The following is a 21,376-nucleotide window of genomic DNA, read 5'->3' as shown; positions in this document are numbered from 1 at the left end:
GCGCGCCCTGTTTTTTCATGATGTGGTTGCCAAACCTGTGAAGGTCCCAATCGGTGCGCAACGCGGAATCGGCTCAGCAGGATTTAAAGCCGTCGATTTCGTTGAAATCAACCAGATGCCGACTTTCGTCAGCCAGCGTGACTTCAGCTCCAAGCACCGATCCAGACGGAGTGATTTCCATCAGACGAAGGTTTTTCACAGGCGAGAGTTCCTCGTCGTTCCAGGGATTGTTGTCGGTCTTGTGCAACATCACTGAAATCATCAACTCCATCGCGGGATTCTTTTCCGTTCGCCTGCGATGGACAAATAGAACACTGCTTTCGTCCGTCTCGGCGTTGAATCCTTCGTGAACCTGAGCGGAGACGCTGTCCCAGCCGAGATACGCCATGAGCGCAACGCTTCTCCCTGGAACGCTTGCAGTGATCCCTGTTCGCATCGCGTCCTCAAAATGTCGCAGCTCCGCCTTTACGCCGTTGTAGTGGGGCAATCCGAAGTGGCCCAGTGTCAGCTCATGCTCAAACGCGAGGCGGCATCGATCCACGCGGATCACCCCGCCGGGAATCGTGATCTCTGCAAGGTCGATGATGTAACCGACGCCGTTGTTCGGCGGTCGTCGCATCAGGAGCTGCCTGTAAAGCACTCCATCGCGAACGCCGTTAAAAATGATGCTTTGTGACGTTGAATAGCTGGCGTTGCGAGTCGGGGAATTCTCCACAGCCCGGCCGGTCAGATAAAAATTAATGTCCGTGCCCCGAAGGTCACGCGGATCGAGGCTGCGAAAGCTGTATTCCTGCGAAGTGCCGCCTTCCGGGTTGTGATCCTCCCAGGGGAAATGTGTGTTGAAGACGAGCTTAGAATAATTGTGGTCGTCGTCGTAAACTTTGCCGGAAATGATTTCCGAGCTCCCGCTGCTTCCGTGGTTCACCAGCACAAGACCGGGTTTCTCGAGGACCGTTCGCTGCGATTTTTTGCCAAGGCCGCGCCACATGCCGTCGTTCTCCGTGGCTGTCCAGAATGGGGAGTCCTCAGGCAGCGCCAATGCGATGAAGGGAAGGAACATGATGAACGGGCTGGCAGGACAGCTGTAGTTCTGGATCGCAAATTCCCGGTGCCCGTAAAATCCCAGGCTCGGAATGTCGTTCTCGTAAAAGTCCTCGCGCGCTGTGAACTGCAGGAGGGAGCCGGAGCAGAGTCTGCGGGCCCATCCAGGATCCATGGCAGGTTTGGACTTGAGCATGAACGAAACAGGAAACCCGCCCGAAATCCACAGCCGATAACAGATGCTGCGAGCCCACATGTTGATGTACCCGTCGCGCCCGAAAAACTGCGCGTACGTCTTCATCAACTGCTCAAAGCTTTTCTCGAGCACTGCCGCGATCTCCGGATAATGCTCATCTCCAAAGGCCCGATTCCAGATCGTTCCATAAACCACGAACAGGCTGATGGTGTAGTAGTTGTAGCTCTGCTCCAGATACCATCCGTTGCCTGCGTGGTAGGATGCGATCCAAAGCAGGTGACTGCGCAACAAATCATCGTCAATCGCGTAGCCATTCTTTTTAAGGAACGACAGCGCGCAAATATTGAACAATCTCCAGTTATTCTGGGTTGTCCGATGGTGTGCCCACTTGGAAATGGTGATCGCCATCGCATCACGCTGCTGTTTCGTCAGATGTGGCCAAAGCACGTCCGGAAGGAGCAGGAGCGTCTTGGTCCATCCTCCGAATTCGCAGGTGAACTGGTAGGTGGCATCGGGAAGGTCTTCGGGCAGGGGCAGGCTGGTGGGATTGCCCGGCGTTAACGCGGCATGAAAATGATGGCAGTAATAGTCGCGCAGTTTGATGCCCTTGATGGTGATCTCGGGATCGACGTGCATCAATGGGGCGGCAAGATTGAAGGTCCGTTCCAGCGCCTCGAACTCGTGGGAACGCGTGCGCCATTCAGGATCGTCCGGTTGCGGATACGATTTGCCTGGAACGAGCGGGAAAACGATCGGCGAATCAAAAGACTTCACGTGCGTGAAGGCGCGCTCGAGCACGTATTTCGCGCACTCAATGTAATGCCGCCGCGTCATCCCGGTGAGCGGACTCAATTGAAAGTCGGGATCCTTGACTTCAAACGCCTGTTTTACGGTTTGCTGTCCAACCTGATTGTTGCGCGGGCGGAAGCGTGAGTGCGGCTGAAGCGCCGCTGCCAACGGTTCGTTATTCATGGAGTAAGATCACGGAAATTGCGACGACGCCTGGGATCGGACGGATCCGCGCAAGCTTTCCGGAGGGCCAAGGTAGCTGGGGAGGGCGCCGCCAAAGTTTACAATGTGTTTCTGCAGCACGACTGCCGGATCGATCATCCAAATCTTCAGTGTGTGCTCGCCAGGAGACTGGATGAGGTGCTTCGACTTCACCTTGTGGCAATTGTTCCTTACGGAATCCGACCATCGGGGATTGGTGTAATGTCCTTCAAACGGCGCCGGCACAATCGTCACTTCGCGTGGAGCCTGATCGTCGAATGAAACTGCATAGCGAATCGGCCGGCCCGGAATGAAGCCCAGCGTGGGACCCACAATCGATTCGACTTCAACCTCGCCGCTGCTGGATAAATGCATGCGGTATTCCAGGCAGGGCGAATCCTTGCCGGGCGTAGCGAGTGCCCCGGGCGGCGCATCGGCGCGCATGCCTGAAAGGGTATGACCGTAATTCGAAACTCGGATCCAGCGGTTCGTTCCCGCATCCGTGTTCCGGCTGAAATGTTCGGCTTCAATGGAAACAAATCCATCCGCTTCAATAAAAAGGTCAGCCGTTTCCGATGCGGGCTGCGCGGGGTTGACGGCTCGGATGTTCACAACAAAGTTGGTTCCTGCTCCATGGACAACAAGGACGCCGCTATTTTCGCCCTGGACTGTTTTGTTCCAGTCTATCCTGAGCTCAATGCGCCGATCCTTCTCAACGGTTCCCCGTTGGTCGTCCAAAACGATCCATGGGGCGCGGACATCTGCGGAAAACTCGAACGGCGTTTTTCCGCCATTGAAAACTTCCACATATCGGGAAGCCTGGCCGTGCCTGTGAAACTTCAAAGTTCCACCCGCCGCATCCATTGAACCCTCAACTGCGACGCCCATCCTTGCTGCGTCCGGGACGGTGACCTCGGCCAGCTTGATTGCGTTGAGATTGTTCTGCCGGGGCGGATTCCAACTCGTATACCCGATGTAAGCCTGATCCATGAAATGGTTCCACCTGCCGCCTGCGTAGATGTGGTTGAAATGGTGGACCAGGTTCGTCTGCGTGGCAAAGAGTTTGCGCGTTTCAGCAGCGGAATCATTCGCGCTTGCGCGACCCTGCCGGGCATGGAGGGCGTTCCTGCCAGCGGCGAAATACATGGCGTTCAAACCTGCGCAGGCTTTCACGGGATAGAGGACGAACCCATAGAACGCGTCGCGGTACCTGGGCTCAAGCTGGTTGAAAACCTTTTCCGCGCGATCGCTCAAGGCCTGGTATTCCGCAACCACGGATTCAAACTCGCGATAGTTCAACAGGCTGTAGGTCTCAGGCTCGAGCAACTCGGGTTTTCGGCGCCCATTGAACCGGGTGTAGGTCGCGATAAGATCCGCGATCTCGACGGCATGCTCTTTTCCAAACTCACGCTCCGCCCACAACCGCGTGAATTCGTCGAGATTTTCGTGAGTCCACCGCGACGTGTTCCATGCAAGCCGCAAAAAGAATTCGAGCGGGAATTCGCTGCCCTTGTTGAAGTGCCCGACATTGACGATCCAGATTCGATCGGCCCCGTATTGCGCGGCCAGTGACATCTGGTCCCAGATTTTTGGAATCGGACTTGTGTTGATCCATTGATAACTGCGCGGGCCGCCGTGGTAATCGAAATGATAGTAGATGCCGGCGCCACCGCTTCGCCCGCGTTCGTTCGCGGTCGGAAGCCGGCGGATGTTGCCCCAATTATCCTCAGCCCAGAGCAGGGTGACGTCATCGGGAACCCGCAAACCTTCCTCATAATAAGCCTGGACCTCCTTGTACAGGCACCACATCTGGGGGATTTTCGTGACGTCGGCGGTTAATTCCTCGGCGAGGATTCGGCGCTGGATGCTGATGATTTCCTCCGTGAGTTCCCGGCCGACGGGAGCGCCGCTGTCGTTCTCGGCGCGAAGGCCCAAGGTGATGATGCTTTCAAAGGCCTTGTTCCGCCGAATGCCTGCGCGCCAGAAGTCGTGCAGTGCCGGCCGCTGGTTGGTCTTGTTGTAATCCCAAAGTCCGTGTTGCTGCCGAAACCCGCGATCCCATTCCTGCTGGGCCCGCAACATTGGTTCCTGGTGCGACGTGCCCATCACGATTCCATATTCGTCCGCCAGCCGCGGGTTTTCGGGATCGTCCTCGTTGAAAGCATTGTTCCACATGGCCGGCCAGAGATAATTGGCGCGAAGACGAAGCATCACCTCAAAGATGTTCGTATAAAAACCGCGGCCGTAGTTCGCGACGCCGCGCCTGCCCGGCACGTCGCCGTATTGTGCGCGAACCCACTCGGTCAATGCAGGCGCTTCGTCGTTGATGAAAATGCCGCGATACTTCACGGAGGGCGGACCCTGCACGAACTTCCCAGGCGAGATAAAAAGTTTCCCATGCCGCGCGACCGGGCTGTCCCCCCAGAAATGCCACGGAGACACGCCGATTTTTTCGCAAAGATCGTAGATGCCGTAAATCGTTCCACGCTTATCGCTGCCGCAAATGACGAGCGCATTATCGAGCCCGGCCATTGGTTGCGGCACGACCTGCAGGAAGAACGCCTCCCATTTGCCCGCTATGTCTGAGACATCGATCTTCCCGTCCCGAACCAGGGTGTCGATGAGCGGACTTTTGCCGGCCGTGCCAATGATCACCGCCGTTCGGCTCTCCGGTCCGGCGCGGTGGAGGATTTGCGCCCGAGCTCCAGTCACCCGCTCAACGTCCTTTCGCAGGTCACCCGCCGCCCGCAGCACTCCGGCGAAATCGTTGGTGTCAACGATGATTGGCGCTGCACGCCCGTCAACGAGGGTGAAACTTCCGCGGGTGGCCGCTGTGAACACGTAATTCGATTCTCCGAGCGCCAGCACGGTGTTTGCGCTCGTGACGGCGAGGAGGAGACTTGCGAGAAGCCTCAACGGTCGCAGGCAAGCGTTGCAAGTAATCGTGTCAGGCATTTGAAGTGCGCCATCATCGCATGGAGATGAGACGTCGCCATACGACATTCATCGTATTGGAAATGGGATGCGCGGTTCTGTTTCATTGGATGCCGGCGCGATACGACATTCGTCGTATGGTTATCAAATCGCCCTTAATGCAGAATTCGTCACCGAACCGCCCACAACCAAACCCATGTCTTTCACGAGACACCATTAATCCCAATAGATCCGCAACCCAAATGAAAACTCCCTCCTGTAAGATCGAACCGGCGATAAACCGGATGCCCGGCTGGGCAGCTCCCGCGTGGGGTTCCCTGCCGCAGATCCAAAGCACTTGCAAGAACCTTGCGCGAATTGTCGCGGTATGCACGGCACTGGCATCATTGAATTCCTTTGGCCAGGCGACTGTCACGTGGACCGGCGGAAACGGCACGGGAACGGACTTAGGAGCCGCGACCAACTGGGGCGGGACGCTGCCGAGCACCGCCTTGCCTGGAGATATTGGCCAGTTTGACGGCGTCGTTCCGGGTAATCTGTCATTGACCTACAACGGCGGGCTGGCCAGCGGATTCGGACAATCCGGCGTCAGTCTTCACCTTACGCCAAACCAAACCGGATCGGTCAACATCAGCTCTCCCGTTGGCGCTTCGGTTAATCTCGCAATTCTTAACCTTATCAACGAAAGCCCCACGGCCTCGTTCAGCCTGGGCGATACCAGTACGCGTGTGCTGAACCTGATTTGGCGGCCGGGCGACGCGGACACGCTTCACAGCTTCGTGAATAATTCCGCGGCTCCCAACATCATTTATCCCAACGTCCGAGTTCAGTCCGGCGGAGGAATTAATCACGTTTTGTCCTTCGACGGCACCGGAGATTGGTGGATCACAAACAACCTGATTGTTGCCAACAGCCCTTCGACGTCGATTCGGAAGGACGGCACCGGCACGATGTATTGGAACGGGCCCTCGATTAATGCTGCCAAAGGCAACGGCACCATCACCTCTCCGATCGTCATCAATGCAGGCACGTTGGTTCTGCAGAACAACACGGTCTTGAGTCCGCTCGGCAACGGCAACACCGGAACACAGGGGATTGAAAACAACGGAACCCGGTTCAAGTACGATGCTCCAGGCCTCACGCAGATCCTCACCGGCCCCATTTCCGGGAGCGGCATTCTCGAGGTTGCGAATGGCACTCTGTCTCTTTCAGGTGCGAGCAGCTACACCGGCAACACGATCCTCAGCGGCGGCAGCTTGATTGTGAACGGCGCCGAGGGCGATGCGGCCACGGGGCCCCTGGGCAACGGCGGCACGATCTCCTTCACGGGTGGCACCTTGCAATTCAGTGCAAACAACACATTCGACTACTCGCCGCGCTTCAGTACGGCAGCAGGCCAGTTGTATAGCTTCGACACCGCAGGGCAGAGTGTTCTCCTGACCAACAACCTGGTCAGCACCGGCGGCACGCTCACCAAGCTCGGCTCGGGCACGCTCACGCTCGGCGGCTCCAGTTCATACAGCGGCTTGACCACCGTTGCTGCGGGCAAGTTGGTGTTCGCAGGCGCAAAGACAGGCGCGGGCAACATTGCAGTCGCCAACGGTGCCGCTCTCGGCGTCACGGCGACAGGAACCCAGGTTGCCCCTTCCACCCTGACCGTCGGCACCAGCTCGGCTGCAACGCTCGAATTCAATAACGTCAACAGCACAGCCACTCCCGTGATCGCGGCGGGAACGCTGTCCAGCGGCGGTCCGATCACCGTGAACGTTAATAGCGGATCGTTTACCGTCGGCCAGAGCTATCCGCTCGTCTCCTGGACCAGTGGGTCGCCCACGTTCAATCTCGGCATTGTCATTGGAGCGGTTGGCAATCTTCAGGTTGTCGGCAACACGCTTCGACTCAACGTCACTGCCCTGTCCTACGTTTGGACTGGTGCGGCCGATGCAAACTGGGATATCGGCACCGTCAACTGGCTGTTCAATGGCAATCCATCCGCTTTCGCAAATGGCGGCGGCGCATTGTTCGATGACACCGCAAGCGGCCCGACTTCGGTAATCGTGAGTTCCCCTGTCGCTCCTGCAGGCGTGACCGTCAACAATGCAACGGACCCCTACAGCATCGCGTCAAGCGGAGCAAATAACATTGGCGGCACCGGTGGTTTGACCAAGGCCAATACAGGAACGCTGACAGTCTCGGGCGGAGCCAACACATACAGCGGCCCGTCAACAATCATTGGCGGCATCCTGAGCGTCGGCACATTGGCAAACGGCGGAGTCGCGAGTGATATCGGAGCTTCAGCCAGCAGCGCCGCAAATCTTGTCCTCAATGGGGGACGATTGCAATACACAGGCGAGGCCGTGAGCGTGAACCGTCTCTTCACCCTCGGGACTGGCAATGGAACCATCGAAGCCTCCGGAACGGGAGCGTTGAACCTGAATAACGGCGGCGCAGTGTCGTTGAGCGGCGCAGGCCCCCGGGTCCTGACCCTCACGGGAAGCAACACCGAGGACAACACTCTGGCGGCTGCAGTCGCAGACAGTGGCGGTCCTACTTCTCTGGCGAAAAACGGCGCTGGCAAGTGGGTTCTTACGGGCAGCAACACATTCTCAGGTGGCACCATGGTGGCGGCCGGAACCCTCCAGGTGGGTGCGGGCGGTGCCAGCGGTTCGCTGGGAACCGGCAACACGGTCAACAACGGTGCGCTGATATTCAACCGCTCCGGGGTTCTGACGAATGATGGCACGATCAGTGGCAGCGGTTCTGTCACAGTCAATGGCGCCGGCACCGTTATCCTCCCAGGCGACAACACCTACTCCGGTGGCACGACAATCACCGGCGGCACTCTGCAGGTCGGCAACGGCGGAACATCCGGCAAGCTCTCGGGTACCAGCGGCGTGGTCAATGACGGCACATTCATCGTCAACAGCACGGGCACCTTTACTCTGACGGGTGGTGGTGTGATTAGCGGCACGGGCAACGTGATTGTCCGCGGAGATGGTGGCCTCTTCCAGGCGATCGGAGCCAATACCTATACCGGTTGGACGCTCATTGAACCCGGCGCTACGTTCCAGCCCTCGCAGGGTAATCAGGGTGAACTCGCAAGTTCTGTTGTCACAAACAATGGCACGCTCAAACTGGTTCGTCAGGATAACGGTGTCTTCATTTACCGCGGTCCGATTGTCGGCACTGGCCAGCTGGTCGTCGACGCGAACAATGTCAACAACGGCGACGTGACATTAACCGGCACGAACACTTATTCCGGCGGCACGTTCATTGCCAACAACATCCTGATTCTTGGCGATGCTGCAACGAGCGGCGCGGGTACCATCGCGGGCAACGTGGTGTTTACCAACAGCCCGACACCGAATGAGAATCCTCGGCGGCTCGTGTTCAATCATCCCGACGACGTCACCTTCCCGGGACTGATCACTTACTCGACGAATCTTCCGTTCGGCAACCGCGGCATCGTTGAGCAACGCGGACCCGGCACTCTGACATTGACTGCCAACAACGATTATCCAGGCGGCACCGTGATCACCGCAGGTTCGATCCAGGTCGGCAACGGCGGCACGAGCGGCGCCATCGGAACAGGCCCTGTGACCGATGAGGGGATCCTGATCTTCAACCGTGCGGATAACATCACCTTTGGCGGTGTGATCAGCGGCAACGGTGCCTTGGTGAAAATGGGGGCGGGCACATTGACGCTGACCGCAACCAACATTTACTTCGGCTCACTCACGGTGAGCAACGGTACGCTGCTTGTTAACGGGGAAGAGTTTCCTTCCTTCACAACCGTGTATGGCGGATTGGGTGGCACAGGCACCGTCTCGGGCCCTGTCATCCTGGAAGCCGGGTCAACGCTGGTGCCAGGACCTTCCGCTGGTGCGATTGGAACCTTCACGATCAACAGCGACCTGTCGCTCGGCGGCAATGTCGCGGTCGATGTTAACAGGTCTGCAGCGCAGACAAGCGATATGGTCGTCGTGGCTGGCAATCTCTCGAAGCTCGGCACCGGAACGCTCACTGTGGCGAACGTCGGACCCTCGCTGGTCGTCGGCGATAAATTCACCCTGTTCAGCCAGCCAGTATCCGGTGGACAGGCTTTGACAGTCACAGGCGCGGGTGCGACTTGGAAGAACGACCTGGACGTGGATGGATCCATCACCGTGTTGACGGCTGGACCTTCAGTGAATCCGAATCCTCCGCAGGTTCAGTTCGCCCGCTCCGGGAACACCCTCAGCCTCGCATGGCCGACGAACCTCGGCTGGACCTTGCAGACAAACAGTGTCGCGTTGAATGCATCGAGCCAGTGGTTCACTTACCCTGGATCGTCCAGTCTCACCAACGTCAATATCCCGATCAATCCGGCGATCACGAACGTGTTCTTCCGGATGATACGTCCGTAATCCTGTTAGCAAAGTGCGGCGGGGCATGAGATTGTGTCCCGCCGCACTTCCCGTAAGTTAAGAAAACAAACCTGTGGCGGGTCAGATTTGATTCAGCCGATGAGAAGAAAAAATTGATTATGTCGCTAGAGCACCTCAGAACCAGGACACGCGGTTTCACGTTGATTGAATTACTGGTGGTCATCGCAATCATTGCCATCCTCGCCGCCATGCTCCTCCCGGCCCTTGCCAGCGCGAAGGAAAAAGCCCGGCGGATCCAAGATGTAAACAACCTCCGGCAGATTGGAATCGGTGTCGCCATCTACGCGGGCGACAATCGCGACCTCGTCCTTCCAGTGCGCGCGAATGTTTTGAACACGCTGACGGAACCCAGTGCGGAGAGTGCGAAGGCGGTCGGACTGGTTGTGAGTTCCAATTCCGCCAGCATTTGGTGCTGCCCGAATCGTGGAAAGAATGCTCCCGGCCTGCCGCTGCGTGAGCCGGATGGGGTTGGCGGCATTCAATGGGTGATTGGCTATACATATCTCGGCGGGCTCACAGAATGGCAGACGAGCCTTGGCAATTTTCGATCCTACAGTCCCATCAAGCTGTCGCAGGCGAAGCCCTATTGGGTCCTGGCCGCCGATGCCTTGATCAAGGCCGGGGCGCAGTGGGCTGAGGTCCCCAGCAGGGGCAATGAGCGGAACATGAACGTTTATGGTGGCATTCCGCCCCACAAGAAGGGCGGCGGTCCCGCAGGCGGAAACCAGGCGTACGCAGATGGCTCAGCCAACTGGCGCAATTTTGATGCATGGTATCGATTCTCAAGGCGCGACGGCGTGTTCCCCAATATGCAGACGTACTGGGCACAGGATGCCACCGATTTCGAAGCCGCGCTCCTGAATCGCTTGAGCTCCTTGAAGTAAACCAGCGTGAATCCCGCGCACGCGAGCGCCCGCAAAAGACTTTCACTCGCATACGGATGATGCTTCGAGGCACCGCTCACAAGAATCTGTCTCCCTCAGAGCGCCTGTCCGATGCGCAACAGATTGCCGTCTGGATCCACGATGGCAAACTCCCTCATCCTCCAGGGTTTGTCGGCGAGGCTATCGATGCGTGGAATGCCTTTCGCCGGCAACTGCTCCAGCGCGAACGCACGGTAGATGCCCTCCACTTCTGAAACCCTGATGTAGCACATCGACGAGGACTCAGTCGGATCAAGGTCGCGATGCGTGAAGAAATGCAGTTCCACTGTTCCCCGCGTCAAGATTGCGTAATCTCCGAAGGGATGAATCTCGCCCTCGAATCCGAGTCGTCGATAGAAAACCAGCGTGTCCGCCAAACACCGGCTGGGAAGGATGGGGATCGCGATATCGTGTGACATGGGATCAAGCGGAAAAGTCCGCATAACACAGCAACTTCAAAATCGACCTTGGACGCAGATGCCAGCTGGCCCATGTAAGCGGCGAATCTCCGTTCATGTCTTTGACGTCCGTCCGGGCTCCGGCTTCAAGGAGCATCTGAATGGTTTCCTCCGAGCCGAAAGCGGCAGCGCGATGAAGGGGCGATTCCGCCCTGGTTCTTATGTCCCGCATGAAGGATTCCGTCGGCACGGATCGTTTCGTTACGCAATTTGGATTCGCGCCTTGGGTGAGCAGAAACTTAACCACAGGATCGTGTGCCGTTCGATTCATCGTGCAGAGGGCTGAATGAAGTGGTGATTCGCCAGTGTCTTCCAGGGGTCTGTTAATATCGGCACCTTCCTCAACCAGGAATTGGCACAAGGGCAAATGCCCGTGAAATACCGCCCCGTTCAGGTCGAAATTGGCGCCCAATGACTCGAGCGACTCTCCATGCCCGATCAAAAATCGGATGGCGCTGACGTCGCCGTGATGAGCGCACCACCTGATCAGAGACACACCGCTTTCTGCGACAGCTGGCGCGTGGCCCGCAGCGACGTATTCGAAGACCAAGTCCGTGCGTCCCTCCCTGATTCGCGCGGCCAGGTTCCCGCGATTGTTCGTTTGCATGAAGAAAATGCTGCAAGGATTTATTTGACGCCGCTGCTCAGGCGTAGCGTTTCTTAAGCTCGGCGATCGAGTTGACAACAAGCTTCTCAAGCACCGTTTTATCAAGGTCAGCCATCCGCTTGAAGTACAAGCAGGCCTTGCCCATCTTGTGCTTGCCCAGCCTGGACAGCAAGGATCGCTGCTCCTTCCCCTCCGCGATGACGTACACCACCAGCTCCCGGCCGCGAATGGCAAAGCCCACCAGGGGAGCCTCTCCAGTACGCCCGCTCTCATACGTGTATCGGTAGGAGCCGTAGCCGACGATGCTCGATCCCCACATCTTCGGTGTGTGGCCGGTGGCCTTCTCAAGCAAAACCATCAAATCGTGGCAGTCGGCGGTCTGCTCGCCGCTGGCTCTGGACGTGATGTAGTCCTCAACGTTCGCATCTGTGGGTTTCGTTTTGTTTTCAATCATAGAGCATGGGTGAATCCAGCGGCTCATGCCTCGGCTCAGCGGCTTCCTGCTTTCGCGGGCAGCGACGATTCGGCCGTGTCACAGCTCGTCCTTCGCCTGCGTCACAGACTGGATCGTGAGAACGAAGTTTCAAGTCCGAATTCCGCGTGATTCTCACCTGCTTTCGAGCACACCTCGCCGGCGGAGAAGGAATGCCAAACTTGCCATCCCATGGCCTTGCACCTAACTTGCGCCGCGATATGGAAAAAGTCGTTATCATCGGCACGGGGTGCGCCGGCCTTACTGCCGCGTTGTATACCGCCCGCGCCAACCTGAAACCCCTCGTCCTTACGGGCCGCCAGCCGGGCGGACTGCTCACGACCACCAGCATTGTTGAGAACTTTCCCGGGTTTCCCGAGGGCGTGGATGGTTACGAGCTGATGACACGGATGCAGAAACAGGCCGAACGCTTCGGCGCACGCGTGCAGTTCGGAACGCTCGAAAACGTCGATTTTTCCCAGCGCCCGTTTCTGCTGACGATTGATGGCGAAACCGTGCAATCGCAAACCGTCATTATCGCAACGGGCGCAGGGCACCGGCATCTCGGCCTGGAAAGTGAGCACAAGCTGGAGAACAAGGGCGTGACGTATTGCGCAACTTGCGATGGCGCGCTCCCCATGTTCCGCAACCAGCCGCTCGTGGTCGTCGGCGGCGGCGACTCAGCATGTGAAGAAGCGTTGTATCTCACGCGTTTCGGATCCGTCGTCTATCTCATCCACCGCCGCGATTCACTCCGCGCCTCCCGAATCATGGCGGCGCGCGCGCTCGCAAACCCCAAGATCAAGCCTGTCTGGGATTCTGTCGTCACGGAAGTGCTCGACGTGAAGCAGGATAAGGTCACAGGCGTTCGCATCCGAAACCTCAAGACCGAAGCTGAAACCGTGATTGATTGCGCGGGAGTGTTTGTTGCGATTGGACACATTCCGAATACGGATGTCTTCAAAGGAATCATCACGTTGGATGACGCAGGATACATCGTGCCGGTCAAGGGTGCGGCGACGAACATTCCGGGAGTTTTTGTGGCGGGAGATTGTGCGGATCGGATTTATCGGCAAGCGGTCACCGCTGCCGGGATGGGATGTGCCGCCGCGATTGAGGCCGAGCGTTACCTGGAAGCCATGAACCAGTAGATCGCGCCGGAGCGCCGGCTTGCAGTTGGCTTACCGCTTCAATTTCGCCCTGCGGTCGCGTTTGTGCATCGGTAGTCTTGTTTTTGGGGAATGGAAAAAGTCCTGTGCGCCTCCTTCAATGACGGGTCATCGTAAGAGCGATCACTCCCGCCACGCCGATCAAACCGCCAATGAGTGACCGGACGGAAGGTCGTTCTCCATCGATCATGTAAGACATCGGGATCACGACGATCGGTGAAAGCGCCACGATGGGCAGGACGATGCCGGTCGGGGTTGTTTCAAATGCCCATTGCATGCAGCTCACCGCCAGCGTTTGACCCGCAAGGCTGTTCAACACGATCCAAAACCAGACGCGGCGCCATTTCTCGCGTGTTGCGTTCGGGGCTGCAGCATCTTCAGCAACCTCTCGCCGTATCATGTTGCGTTTCACAATCAGCAGAGCCACGCCAGAAACGATGCAACCTGCCAGCACCCGTTGAAATCCCGCAGTGGCGGGATCTACGGTTTCGTTTGCCGCGGCCAGAACGGCATACGCTTTGCGGCTGAACACCGCCCCGGCCGCGCCTCCAAGCGCCGCCACCACGCCCGCCGCGAGTCCAATGGCGCGATCGCGCGCGCTCAGGTGAATGTGCTCCTTCGGCGCAAGCGCAAGCGCCACCCCCGCCAGCGTGACTCCGCCCGCAAGCATTTGCGCCAGCGAGAGTGTGGTACCCAGCCAAAGCCATTCAATGAGCGCGGCAAATGGCGCAGTCAAACATTGCACGAGCAGCAGCGTCAGCCGTGGACCCAATCGGGGCAGCGCCTGAAAGTAGGTCACATCTCCCAGTCCGATTCCCAGCAATCCGCTGATCAGGAACAGTGGCAATCCAGCGCCGGCCAGGCCCTGCCCGAAAGTGAATGCCCACAATGCGAGAAATCCCGTCGCAAACGTGACACGCCAGAAGTTCGCTTCGGTTCCGCCGATGAGCCTTGCCGACCGATGTCCGCAAATCGCGGAAATCGAGATCAGTATCGTTGTGAGAAACGCGGCGAACACGCGGCGCATTGTGTCAAAGGACAGGTTCCAAGGCGAAAACGGAATTGCATCGCCAGTGCCCGGGTAATTCCTCAATGCCCTTGGGGTCTTCGTCTACGTGAATCCTCGCCGTACCTGCGCTACTCTGCGTGGTAGCTGCTCAACAGCGAATACTGTGGCAATCGACCAGAGGCCCAACGACGGTTCCCGAAGCACAACCCTGCTGACGCTCGTGGTCGTGCTCGCCGGACTCTACTTCGCGCGCGTGGTGTTCATTCCCTTCGCGCTCGCCATTCTCCTGGCCTTCCTGCTCGCCCCGCTGGTCATCCGGCTGCGGCATTGGAATATCCCCCGCGTGCCCAGTGTCGTTCTGGTCGTGTCGTTCGCCTTCGTTGTGATCGCCGTGATCGGGGGAGTCATGGTTGTTCAATTCGGAGATCTCGCGCGCCGAATGCCCGAATATCAGGATAACATTCGCGCCAAGCTGCACTCCGTTCGCGATTCAAGCAGCGGCACCATCAATCGCCTCACCCGGGCGATTCACGACTTCAGCGAAGACCTGACGCCACATGTTCCGGCGAAGGAAACTCCAGGCGAAGTCAAACCGGTGCCGGTCGAAATTCGCGGCAACGGCTTCTCGCCGTTGCAGGCAGTGCGCGGCATCGTGGGCTCCCTTATCAGCGTAGGGTTCACCGCAGGCATCGTCGTCGTCTTCGTCATCTTCATGCTTTTTCAAAGGGAGGATCTGCGCGATCGCTTCATCCGCCTGCTGGGGTCGGGAAGAATTCACCTCACGACGAAAGCGCTCGACGACGCGGCCCACCGCTTGAGTCGATACCTTTTAGCCCAGCTCGCGCTCAATGTTCTGTTTGGCGTCATCGCGGCGCTCGGCCTGATGTTGATGGGTGTTCCCAATCCCATCATGTGGGGCGGCCTGGCTGTGCTGCTTCGCTATATTCCGTATCTCGGAATCTGGGTGGCCGCGATCATGCCTGCGCTGGTGTCCCTGGCGACAAATCCCGGATGGCTCGAGCCCATCGGGATCTTCGCCCTTTATTTCGGCATCGACCTGCTCGTTATCAACTTTCTCGAGCCCCTGGTGTATGGCGGTTCCACCGGCATTTCGCCCATGGCGATTCTTGTTGCAGCGATTTTCTGGACCTGGCTTTGGGGGCCGATCGGATTGTTGCTCTCCACTCCGCTGACGGTGTGCCTCGTGGTCATCGGCCGCTACGTTCCCTCACTCGAATTCCTCAGCATCATTCTCGGCGATCAACCCGTGCTCACGCCGGAGAAGCGTTTTTATCAGCGATTGCTCGCAATGGACGTTGAAGAAGCCACGGACATCGCGCTCGAATTTCTGAAGGAGAAGAAGTCTCTAGAGAAGCTCTATGATGTCGTCATTGTCCCAGCGCTGGCCCTCGCCGAGACGGATCGTCATCGCGGCCGCCTCGACAAGGAGCACGAGCAATTTATCGTCGACCATGCGCGAATCATTGTCGAAGACCTGTGCGAGCGATTCGATGAGCTTGTGCCGGAAGAGGACGCGGCACGGACGCTGGCGAGACGGAATCTGCAAGCTGCCGCGGCCGACGGGGATCCGACGGTGATTGCGGTTCCCGCCCGGGATGAGATGGATGAGGTGAGCGCCATCATGCTCGCGCAACTCCTCACCCGCAGGGGCATTAGCGCGAAGGCGGCGCCAGCAGGTTTGCTTTCGGAACGCCTGGAGACCGTCGCGAATGCGCAGGTGCCGATTGCCTGTGTCATCGCAATTCCGCCGCTCGGTTATCTCCACGCCCGCTACGCTGCGCGCCGCTTGCGACAACAGATGCCCCACGCAAAGGTGATCGTTGCGCTGCTGAACGGAGGCGATCCCAACGTCGTTCGCAAACGGCAGCCCGCGATTCCTGCCGACGAGATTGTGACGTCCATGCACCAGGCCCTCGCCTCGATCATTGCCCTCGCGCCCTGCACGCGTGAGCAGCCTGAACAAGCCGCCTTCAGCTCATGATCGAAGCCGTTGCCGAGGTGGTGGAGCAGTTGACCGATCCCGCGAATTCCGCAGAGGCTGTCGGGTTGAAGTATGTCAGCGACAACCATCGCGGCATCATTCGCGAGCGTTCGGGAAAGTCGTTCCGCTATCGGGATCCGCGCGGGGCGCTCATTCGCGACGAATCCATCCTCCGCCGCATTCGTTCCCTCGTGATTCCTCCAGCCTGGACGGATGTTTGGATTTGTCCTGATCCCAACGGACACCTGCAAGCCACGGGCCGCGATCAACGCAGGCGAAAACAGTTCCGTTACCATCCGCGCTGGCGGGAGATTCGCGACGAAACGAAATACGCACGCATGATCCTGTTTGCAAAGGCGCTGCCCGCCCTGCGTCGTCGGATCGCAAAGGACCTTGCACTTCCCGGTCTGCCACGCCGGAAGGTGCTGGCGGCGGTCGTTCGACTGCTGGAAGTGAGCCTGATTCGCGTGGGCAATGACGAGTACGCCAGAAGCAACGATTCGTTCGGACTCACGACCATGCGCGACCGCCATGTGGACGTGAATGGTGCCCGGGTGAGATTTCATTTCCGCGGCAAGTCAGGGAAGACGCACGACGTTGATATCCATGATCACGGCCTTGCGAAGGTGGTGAAACGCTGCCAGGACCTGCCTGGCCAGGAACTATTTCAGTTTCTCGACGATGACGGGGTCCGGCGCGATGTGCGATCAGATGACGTGAACGGCTACTTGCGCGAAGCCACGGGCCGGGATTTCACGGCGAAGGATTTTCGCACCTGGGCCGGAACTGTTCTCGCAGCCATGGCGCTTCGCGAGTTTTCAAAATTCGACAGCAAAGCGCAGGCGAAGAAAAACGTGGTGGCTGCGATTGAAGCCGTCTCACGCCGGCTTGGCAACACGCCTGCCGTGTGCCGCAAATGTTACATTCACCCGCACGTGCTCGATGCCTATCTCGAAGGCACACTGGCCGAGACGTTGAAGATGCGCGCAGAGAAGGAAGTGAAAGAGGAGCTTGTGAAATTGCGCGGTGAAGAAACGGCGGTGCTCGCGCTGTTGCAGCAGCGGCTGTCTCTCGAGGAGAAGCTTTCGAATTCGCTTGCGCAAGAGAAGAAGCAGCGACGCAGGGACAAAGTGAGCCGGCGCAAGTAAACACTGCAGCCGGACCGCGCGCAGCGAAACGGAGGGACACCTCAATGCGACGTCCGGAACTGGGTAGAATACCGAGGGGCGACGCCCGTTGCCCGAACGGTCCTGCGTGTTACTGTTACCCATGAACCACCCGGGAATCACAGGAAGAAGACATTACTTATGAAACTCAATTCCAAACTCTCTTTGATGGGCTTGCTCGCTCTCGGGCTGGCAACGCTTCCAATGTCCGCGGCGGACGAATCCTCGCGGCAGGGTGCGTCCTTTGACGGAAAGGTGACCTCTGTCAACAAGGACGCGCAAACGGTTGTCGTCGGCGGCGAGACTTACCAGTTGCTGCCAACCACGCGCGTCACGAAAGGAGATCAAGTCGCCGCGGTCGGGGATCTTGCCGTGGGACAACAGGTCGATGGCCGATACAAACGCTCCGCTGAAGGCAAGCGCGAGGTGCTGAATCTCGACATCACCAAGGCGAGCGCTGCCGTGGGCGGCACCAGCGAACGCTCTTCAAGTGAATCGGGCGCTACATTCAACGGTGAGGTGGACCGCGTGGGTGCGGCCAACCAGACACTCAGGATCGGCCAGCGCACTTACCACATCCTTCCCACCACGCGGATAACCCGAGCCATCGGGGATCCAATGACGTTTTCAGACATCAAGAAGGATCAGTACGTGTCAGGCACATACAAAGAATCCGCGGAGGGACGGCTCGAAGTATTGACTCTGGAAGTGGGGCGGGGACAGAACCAAAACAAAAACCGAAATCGATAATCGGTTTCGATCAAACTGCGCGCCCTCTCGCCAATCGGCGCGAGGGCGCTTTTGTTTTTCAGGCGGTGTTCCACCCGGCCATAAGCTCGTCGCGGCTGGCACCGGAAAGCCGCAATTGTCGAAGGCTCAACGCGTCGTGACGCTTTGCCAGTCGAACACCCGATTCGTCCGTCATAAGCTCGCAGTGCAAAAAGTTAGGAACCGGCAAAGTCAGGGCCTGGTAAATCAATATCTGCCGCGCGGTGCTCAAGAGCAGATCCCGCCCGCGAACGACTTCGCTGATCTGCATCGCGGAATCATCGACCACGCAGGCGAGTTGATAGCCCGGGATATCATCGGGGCGCCATACAACGAAATCTCCGAAATCCTTTCCTGCTTCAAACGTTTGCCGTCCGCATTGAACATCCGTGAACGAAACCTGCTGGCCATCAGGAACGCGAAGCCGCCATGAACACGCGTCGTTTTTGGAAGCCCCAATACGGCTGCGGCAGGTGCCTGGATAAATGAGTTCATCGTCGGCCGCGTGCGGTGCGCAGACAGCCGCTGCGATATCCTTGCGCGAACAGGCGCAGGGGTAAATCGAACCCTGCGCCTTGAGTTGTTCGAGACAGGATCGGTACCGGCTTGTTCGTTCGGACTGGGAATAGGGCGCGAACGGACCGCCGATGTCAGGTCCTTCCTGCCACTTAAATCCAAACCAACGAAGATCCTCGAACATGGCCGAGACGAATTCCGGTTTGCACCGGGCGCGATCGAGATCGTCGTTGCGCAGAATCAAGGTTCCGCCGTGAGCCTGTGCCCGTGCTTGCGCAGTCCAGAACGTGCGTGCGTGGCCGAGGTGGAGAAAGCCTGTCGGCGACGGCGCTATTCTGCCGCGGTAAGAGTTCGCACTCGCGTTCAAGTTCCTGAGAATCCCGAATCGCGATTGGCGCGGCAAGACTGCAGGCGTAATTCACTCGGCAGGTCGAGGACAGCATCACCACGGATTACCAGCGCGGCAGAGCCGCAACCAAAAGGGAAGGGGAAAACGGGTCTACGCGAATTCCGCAAATTTGCGCGAATTGAAGGCAAGGCGGGCGGAGGGAATTCTTAACGACGAATCACACTCATCACACGGACAGAGGGCACTTCCGTTATAATTCAAATCTAACCACGGATGAACAATGGATTTGTGACCCAGGAGCCGGGTCGTGGCAGGGTTCACCCGGCTTAATTGATGAGCGGCGCGAAGTGCACGTTCGGGGCGTCAGACTTCACTGCCTGATGTCGCCGATCTGAATCGCGTTCGCACCGGCCCGATGAGACGGCTTTTGCGAATCAAGGCATTGCGTCGGAATCGTCAAATCCTCTAGCCTTGCCGCGTGTACGAAGGCGAGCATTCGTGGTTTGCCAGTGTTCCCGTGCTGATCTTCGGCGGGTTCCACATTTGGATGATGATCGATGCCGTCCGAAAGCAGGAATGGATGTGGCTCGCCCTGATGTTTTTTCTGCCTGGCCTCACCACCATTTGGTACTTCTTTTACATGTACCGCGGCGCCCCGTCGTCGACGCGCGGCTTCGAACTGCCCGGCGCTTATGATCGGAGGCGCATCAAGGAGCTCCAGGCGCAGATCCATCATCTCGACAATGCCCACCATCATTTTCAGTTGGGCGACCTCTATTTCCAGCAGGGCAAGCTCGACCAGGCCGAAGCCAGTTATCGCGCGGCTCTCGAGCGCGATCCTGAGGATCCCGACATTCGGGCGCACCTCGGCCAGTGCCTGCTGCGGTTGAATCGTCCGGGGGAGGCGCGGCCCCTGATCGAAGGCGCGATCGCACAGAATCCGAGGCACGAATACGGGTACACGATGATGGCCCTGGCGGAAACGTTAATGGCGGTTGGCGAAATTGATGCCTCCATTGGAGTCTGGCAGCGGGTGACCGCGAATAATTCGTATCCGCGAGCGAAGGTTCAATTGGCGGAACTCTATCTGGACAAGGGGCAGAAGGATCTTGCGCGCGCGGAGTTGCTCGATGTTCTCAACGACGACGCACACGGTCCGGCATTCCAGCGCAAACGCGATCGAATCTGGTTCCGCCGCGCCAAGCGCTTGGTGTCTCGCGCGTGAGTGTGCGCACTCCGTAGAAGCGCCAAATCAACAGGGAACGCTATTGTGAAACCGCGCTGAGGGCGGCGGGTTGCTGGGAGGTCAATTCGCCGAATACGACCGATTCCTCATGAATGATGCGGTCCACGTTCTTCGTTGCAACCAATACTTCCGCACCTGACAGGCGATGACCGGTCCTGATCGACAGCTGCCCAATCGCCCAGCTCTGCGCGTCCATCATGAAGTCGCTGACGCGCTTCGAAAACATGTTTATCTTTCAGGTTAGGATTAACCAGGTGCTGAGATTCGGGGCGCCTCTTGATGCTATTCTTGTCTTCCCCTGTGCTCCAACTGACGCAGGTTGGCGTCTAGGACGAGCCTTGCGTGCTGGCCGAATCCTCAGCGGGGACTTCAATGGGGGTTGCAACGTTTCTTTCGCCATGCTGCTGACTGCTGAGAATGTGTTGAACCTTCGTCAGCAGGTCTGGACCGAGGTAAGGTTTGATCAAGGTGGCTGCGGGCTGTAACCACGGTTTCCGTGCAAACGCGTCGACCGGAAGCGACCCCGTTGCCATGATGACCGGAATGCTCAGGCCCGCTGCATGCATCATTTCCAACAACTCCAATCCGGAAACGCAAGGCATGGCATTGTCGGTCACAACGAGATCGTAGTGGCTCGTGCTGAGCGCCGACCAGGCGATGGAGCCGTCTTCGGCGGAGTTCACATCGTGGCCTGCGGCTGTTAATAATTTGGTGTTCAGAAGGAATTGACCGCCGAATACGCCAGGGATGTCGAAGGCGTTAAGGAAGTTAAGAATGAAATGACTGTCGCGAAAACCGCGGCGGAAAAGCCGGCCTCCTTGGAGGAGAAGATCGACGACGCCTCGATCACTGCCCAGGTGAAATCGTCGCTCCTGTCGCACCGCTCGACCAGCGCTTTGAAAACGAAGGTCGTAACGGTTGACGGGGTGGTCACTGTGACCGGTATCGCAAAGAACGCCGCCGAGAAAAGCCTCGTGACCAAGCTGGCGAATGACATCAACGGTGTCATCAGCGTGGTCAACGACATGACCATTGCAGTGCCCGTGGCCGCCAGATAGTCGTCCACCTCCGGAACGCTGGCGCAGGTCGCGTCAGCTGCTCCG

The 21,376-nt window shown here is 58.3% G+C and carries 17 protein-coding genes; 8 read left to right on the top strand and 9 right to left on the bottom strand.

Annotated features, from left to right (window positions below; genetic code table 11):
- Positions 1 to 73 precede the first annotated feature (73 nt).
- Complete coding sequence (locus VEH04_09845) at positions 74 to 2,209, bottom strand: DUF2264 domain-containing protein (protein ID HYG23073.1); 2,136 nt, start codon at positions 2,207 to 2,209, stop codon at positions 74 to 76.
- Positions 2,210 to 2,218: 9 nt separating this feature from the next.
- Complete coding sequence (locus VEH04_09840; protein ID HYG23072.1) at positions 2,219 to 5,182, bottom strand: glycosyl hydrolase 115 family protein; 2,964 nt, start codon at positions 5,180 to 5,182, stop codon at positions 2,219 to 2,221.
- 221 nt (positions 5,183 to 5,403) lie between these two features.
- Here VEH04_09840 and VEH04_09835 point away from each other — a divergent pair, with 221 nt between their 5' ends.
- Entirely contained in the window at positions 5,404 to 9,567 is a 4,164-nt protein-coding gene (locus VEH04_09835; GenBank protein HYG23071.1) for an autotransporter-associated beta strand repeat-containing protein, read from the top strand.
- Between the two features lie 119 nt (positions 9,568 to 9,686).
- On the top strand, positions 9,687 to 10,472 hold the full coding sequence (locus tag VEH04_09830; GenBank protein HYG23070.1) for a prepilin-type N-terminal cleavage/methylation domain-containing protein: 786 nt from the start codon (positions 9,687 to 9,689) through the stop codon (positions 10,470 to 10,472).
- Between the two features lie 95 nt (positions 10,473 to 10,567).
- Here the strand turns inward: VEH04_09830 and VEH04_09825 are convergent, their stop codons facing one another.
- The 3 genes from VEH04_09825 to VEH04_09815 are packed head-to-tail and all read right to left on the bottom strand — an operon-like array spanning position 10,568 to position 12,030.
- Positions 10,568 to 10,930 carry a VOC family protein gene (locus tag VEH04_09825; GenBank protein HYG23069.1) on the bottom strand — a complete coding sequence of 121 codons (363 nt, stop codon included), beginning with the start codon at positions 10,928 to 10,930 and terminating at the stop codon, positions 10,568 to 10,570.
- 4 nt (positions 10,931 to 10,934) lie between these two features.
- Positions 10,935 to 11,576, bottom strand: a complete 642-nt coding sequence (locus VEH04_09820) for an ankyrin repeat domain-containing protein (GenBank protein HYG23068.1) — start codon at positions 11,574 to 11,576, stop codon at positions 10,935 to 10,937.
- A 37-nt stretch (positions 11,577 to 11,613) separates the two neighbouring features.
- Positions 11,614 to 12,030 (bottom strand): DUF1801 domain-containing protein, encoded by a 417-nt coding sequence (locus tag VEH04_09815; protein HYG23067.1) that lies wholly within the window; start codon positions 12,028 to 12,030, stop codon positions 11,614 to 11,616.
- A gap of 239 nt (positions 12,031 to 12,269) precedes the next feature.
- Here VEH04_09815 and trxB point away from each other — a divergent pair, with 239 nt between their 5' ends.
- A complete protein-coding gene (trxB, locus tag VEH04_09810) occupies positions 12,270 to 13,199 on the top strand; it encodes a thioredoxin-disulfide reductase (protein ID HYG23066.1) in 930 nt (309 codons plus the stop codon).
- A 115-nt stretch (positions 13,200 to 13,314) separates the two neighbouring features.
- Here trxB and VEH04_09805 read toward each other — a convergent pair whose 3' ends face one another.
- On the bottom strand, positions 13,315 to 14,244 hold the full coding sequence (locus tag VEH04_09805; protein ID HYG23065.1) for a DMT family transporter: 930 nt from the start codon (positions 14,242 to 14,244) through the stop codon (positions 13,315 to 13,317).
- Positions 14,245 to 14,389: 145 nt separating this feature from the next.
- On the opposite strand from VEH04_09805, the gene VEH04_09800 reads away from it, so the two are divergent.
- From VEH04_09800 to VEH04_09790, 3 genes are all read left to right on the top strand, one after another.
- The gene (locus VEH04_09800; GenBank protein HYG23064.1) at positions 14,390 to 16,228 is read left to right on the top strand and encodes an AI-2E family transporter; all 1,839 of its coding nucleotides are present in this window, start codon (positions 14,390 to 14,392) and stop codon (positions 16,226 to 16,228) included.
- Positions 16,225 to 17,376 carry a DNA topoisomerase IB gene (locus VEH04_09795; GenBank protein ID HYG23063.1) on the top strand — a complete coding sequence of 384 codons (1,152 nt, stop codon included), beginning with the start codon at positions 16,225 to 16,227 and terminating at the stop codon, positions 17,374 to 17,376. Before VEH04_09800 ends, VEH04_09795 begins: the two co-directional genes overlap by 4 nt.
- Positions 17,377 to 17,535: 159 nt before the next feature.
- The gene (locus tag VEH04_09790) at positions 17,536 to 18,144 is read left to right on the top strand and encodes a DUF5666 domain-containing protein (protein HYG23062.1); all 609 of its coding nucleotides are present in this window, start codon (positions 17,536 to 17,538) and stop codon (positions 18,142 to 18,144) included.
- 58 nt (positions 18,145 to 18,202) lie between these two features.
- Here the strand turns inward: VEH04_09790 and gluQRS are convergent, their stop codons facing one another.
- Positions 18,203 to 19,045: a tRNA glutamyl-Q(34) synthetase GluQRS gene (gluQRS, locus tag VEH04_09785; GenBank protein ID HYG23061.1), complete on the bottom strand. Its 843-nt coding sequence runs from the start codon at positions 19,043 to 19,045 to the stop codon at positions 18,203 to 18,205.
- Positions 19,046 to 19,505: 460 nt separating this feature from the next.
- Between gluQRS and VEH04_09780 the strand changes: the two genes are divergently transcribed.
- On the top strand, positions 19,506 to 20,252 hold the full coding sequence (locus VEH04_09780; protein HYG23060.1) for a tetratricopeptide repeat protein: 747 nt from the start codon (positions 19,506 to 19,508) through the stop codon (positions 20,250 to 20,252).
- 40 nt (positions 20,253 to 20,292) lie between these two features.
- Here VEH04_09780 and VEH04_09775 read toward each other — a convergent pair whose 3' ends face one another.
- A complete protein-coding gene (locus tag VEH04_09775; GenBank protein ID HYG23059.1) occupies positions 20,293 to 20,499 on the bottom strand; it encodes a hypothetical protein in 207 nt (68 codons plus the stop codon).
- A gap of 100 nt (positions 20,500 to 20,599) precedes the next feature.
- Entirely contained in the window at positions 20,600 to 21,154 is a 555-nt protein-coding gene (locus VEH04_09770) for a response regulator (GenBank protein ID HYG23058.1), read from the bottom strand.
- On the opposite strand from VEH04_09770, the gene VEH04_09765 reads away from it, so the two are divergent.
- On the top strand, positions 21,053 to 21,331 hold the full coding sequence (locus tag VEH04_09765; protein HYG23057.1) for a BON domain-containing protein: 279 nt from the start codon (positions 21,053 to 21,055) through the stop codon (positions 21,329 to 21,331). The genes VEH04_09770 and VEH04_09765 overlap by 102 nt on opposite strands.
- Positions 21,332 to 21,376: the final 45 nt, after the last annotated feature.

It is taken from the genome of Verrucomicrobiia bacterium (assembly GCA_035629175.1).
Lineage (GTDB): Bacteria > Verrucomicrobiota > Verrucomicrobiia > Limisphaerales > DASXHY01 > DASXHY01.
Note: the sequence above shows the minus strand (reverse complement) of the source record. Positions and strands in the feature narration are given on the sequence as shown.

Bases quoted from the DNA above. Each gene is read 5' to 3' on its own strand.
- VEH04_09845 (HYG23073.1), bottom strand. From the start codon at position 2,209: ATGAATAACGAACCGTTGGCAGCGGCGCTTCAGCCGCACTCACGCTTC.
- VEH04_09840 (HYG23072.1), bottom strand. From the start codon at position 5,182: ATGCCTGACACGATTACTTGCAACGCTTGCCTGCGACCGTTGAGGCTT.
- VEH04_09835 (HYG23071.1), top strand. From the start codon at position 5,404: ATGAAAACTCCCTCCTGTAAGATCGAACCGGCGATAAACCGGATGCCC.
- VEH04_09830 (HYG23070.1), top strand. From the start codon at position 9,687: ATGTCGCTAGAGCACCTCAGAACCAGGACACGCGGTTTCACGTTGATT.
- VEH04_09825 (HYG23069.1), bottom strand. From the start codon at position 10,930: ATGTCACACGATATCGCGATCCCCATCCTTCCCAGCCGGTGTTTGGCG.
- VEH04_09820 (HYG23068.1), bottom strand. From the start codon at position 11,576: ATGCAAACGAACAATCGCGGGAACCTGGCCGCGCGAATCAGGGAGGGA.
- VEH04_09815 (HYG23067.1), bottom strand. From the start codon at position 12,030: ATGATTGAAAACAAAACGAAACCCACAGATGCGAACGTTGAGGACTAC.
- trxB (HYG23066.1), top strand. From the start codon at position 12,270: ATGGAAAAAGTCGTTATCATCGGCACGGGGTGCGCCGGCCTTACTGCC.
- VEH04_09805 (HYG23065.1), bottom strand. From the start codon at position 14,244: ATGCGCCGCGTGTTCGCCGCGTTTCTCACAACGATACTGATCTCGATT.
- VEH04_09795 (HYG23063.1), top strand. From the start codon at position 16,225: ATGATCGAAGCCGTTGCCGAGGTGGTGGAGCAGTTGACCGATCCCGCG.
- VEH04_09790 (HYG23062.1), top strand. From the start codon at position 17,536: ATGAAACTCAATTCCAAACTCTCTTTGATGGGCTTGCTCGCTCTCGGG.
- VEH04_09775 (HYG23059.1), bottom strand. From the start codon at position 20,499: ATGTTTTCGAAGCGCGTCAGCGACTTCATGATGGACGCGCAGAGCTGG.
- VEH04_09765 (HYG23057.1), top strand. From the start codon at position 21,053: ATGACTGTCGCGAAAACCGCGGCGGAAAAGCCGGCCTCCTTGGAGGAG.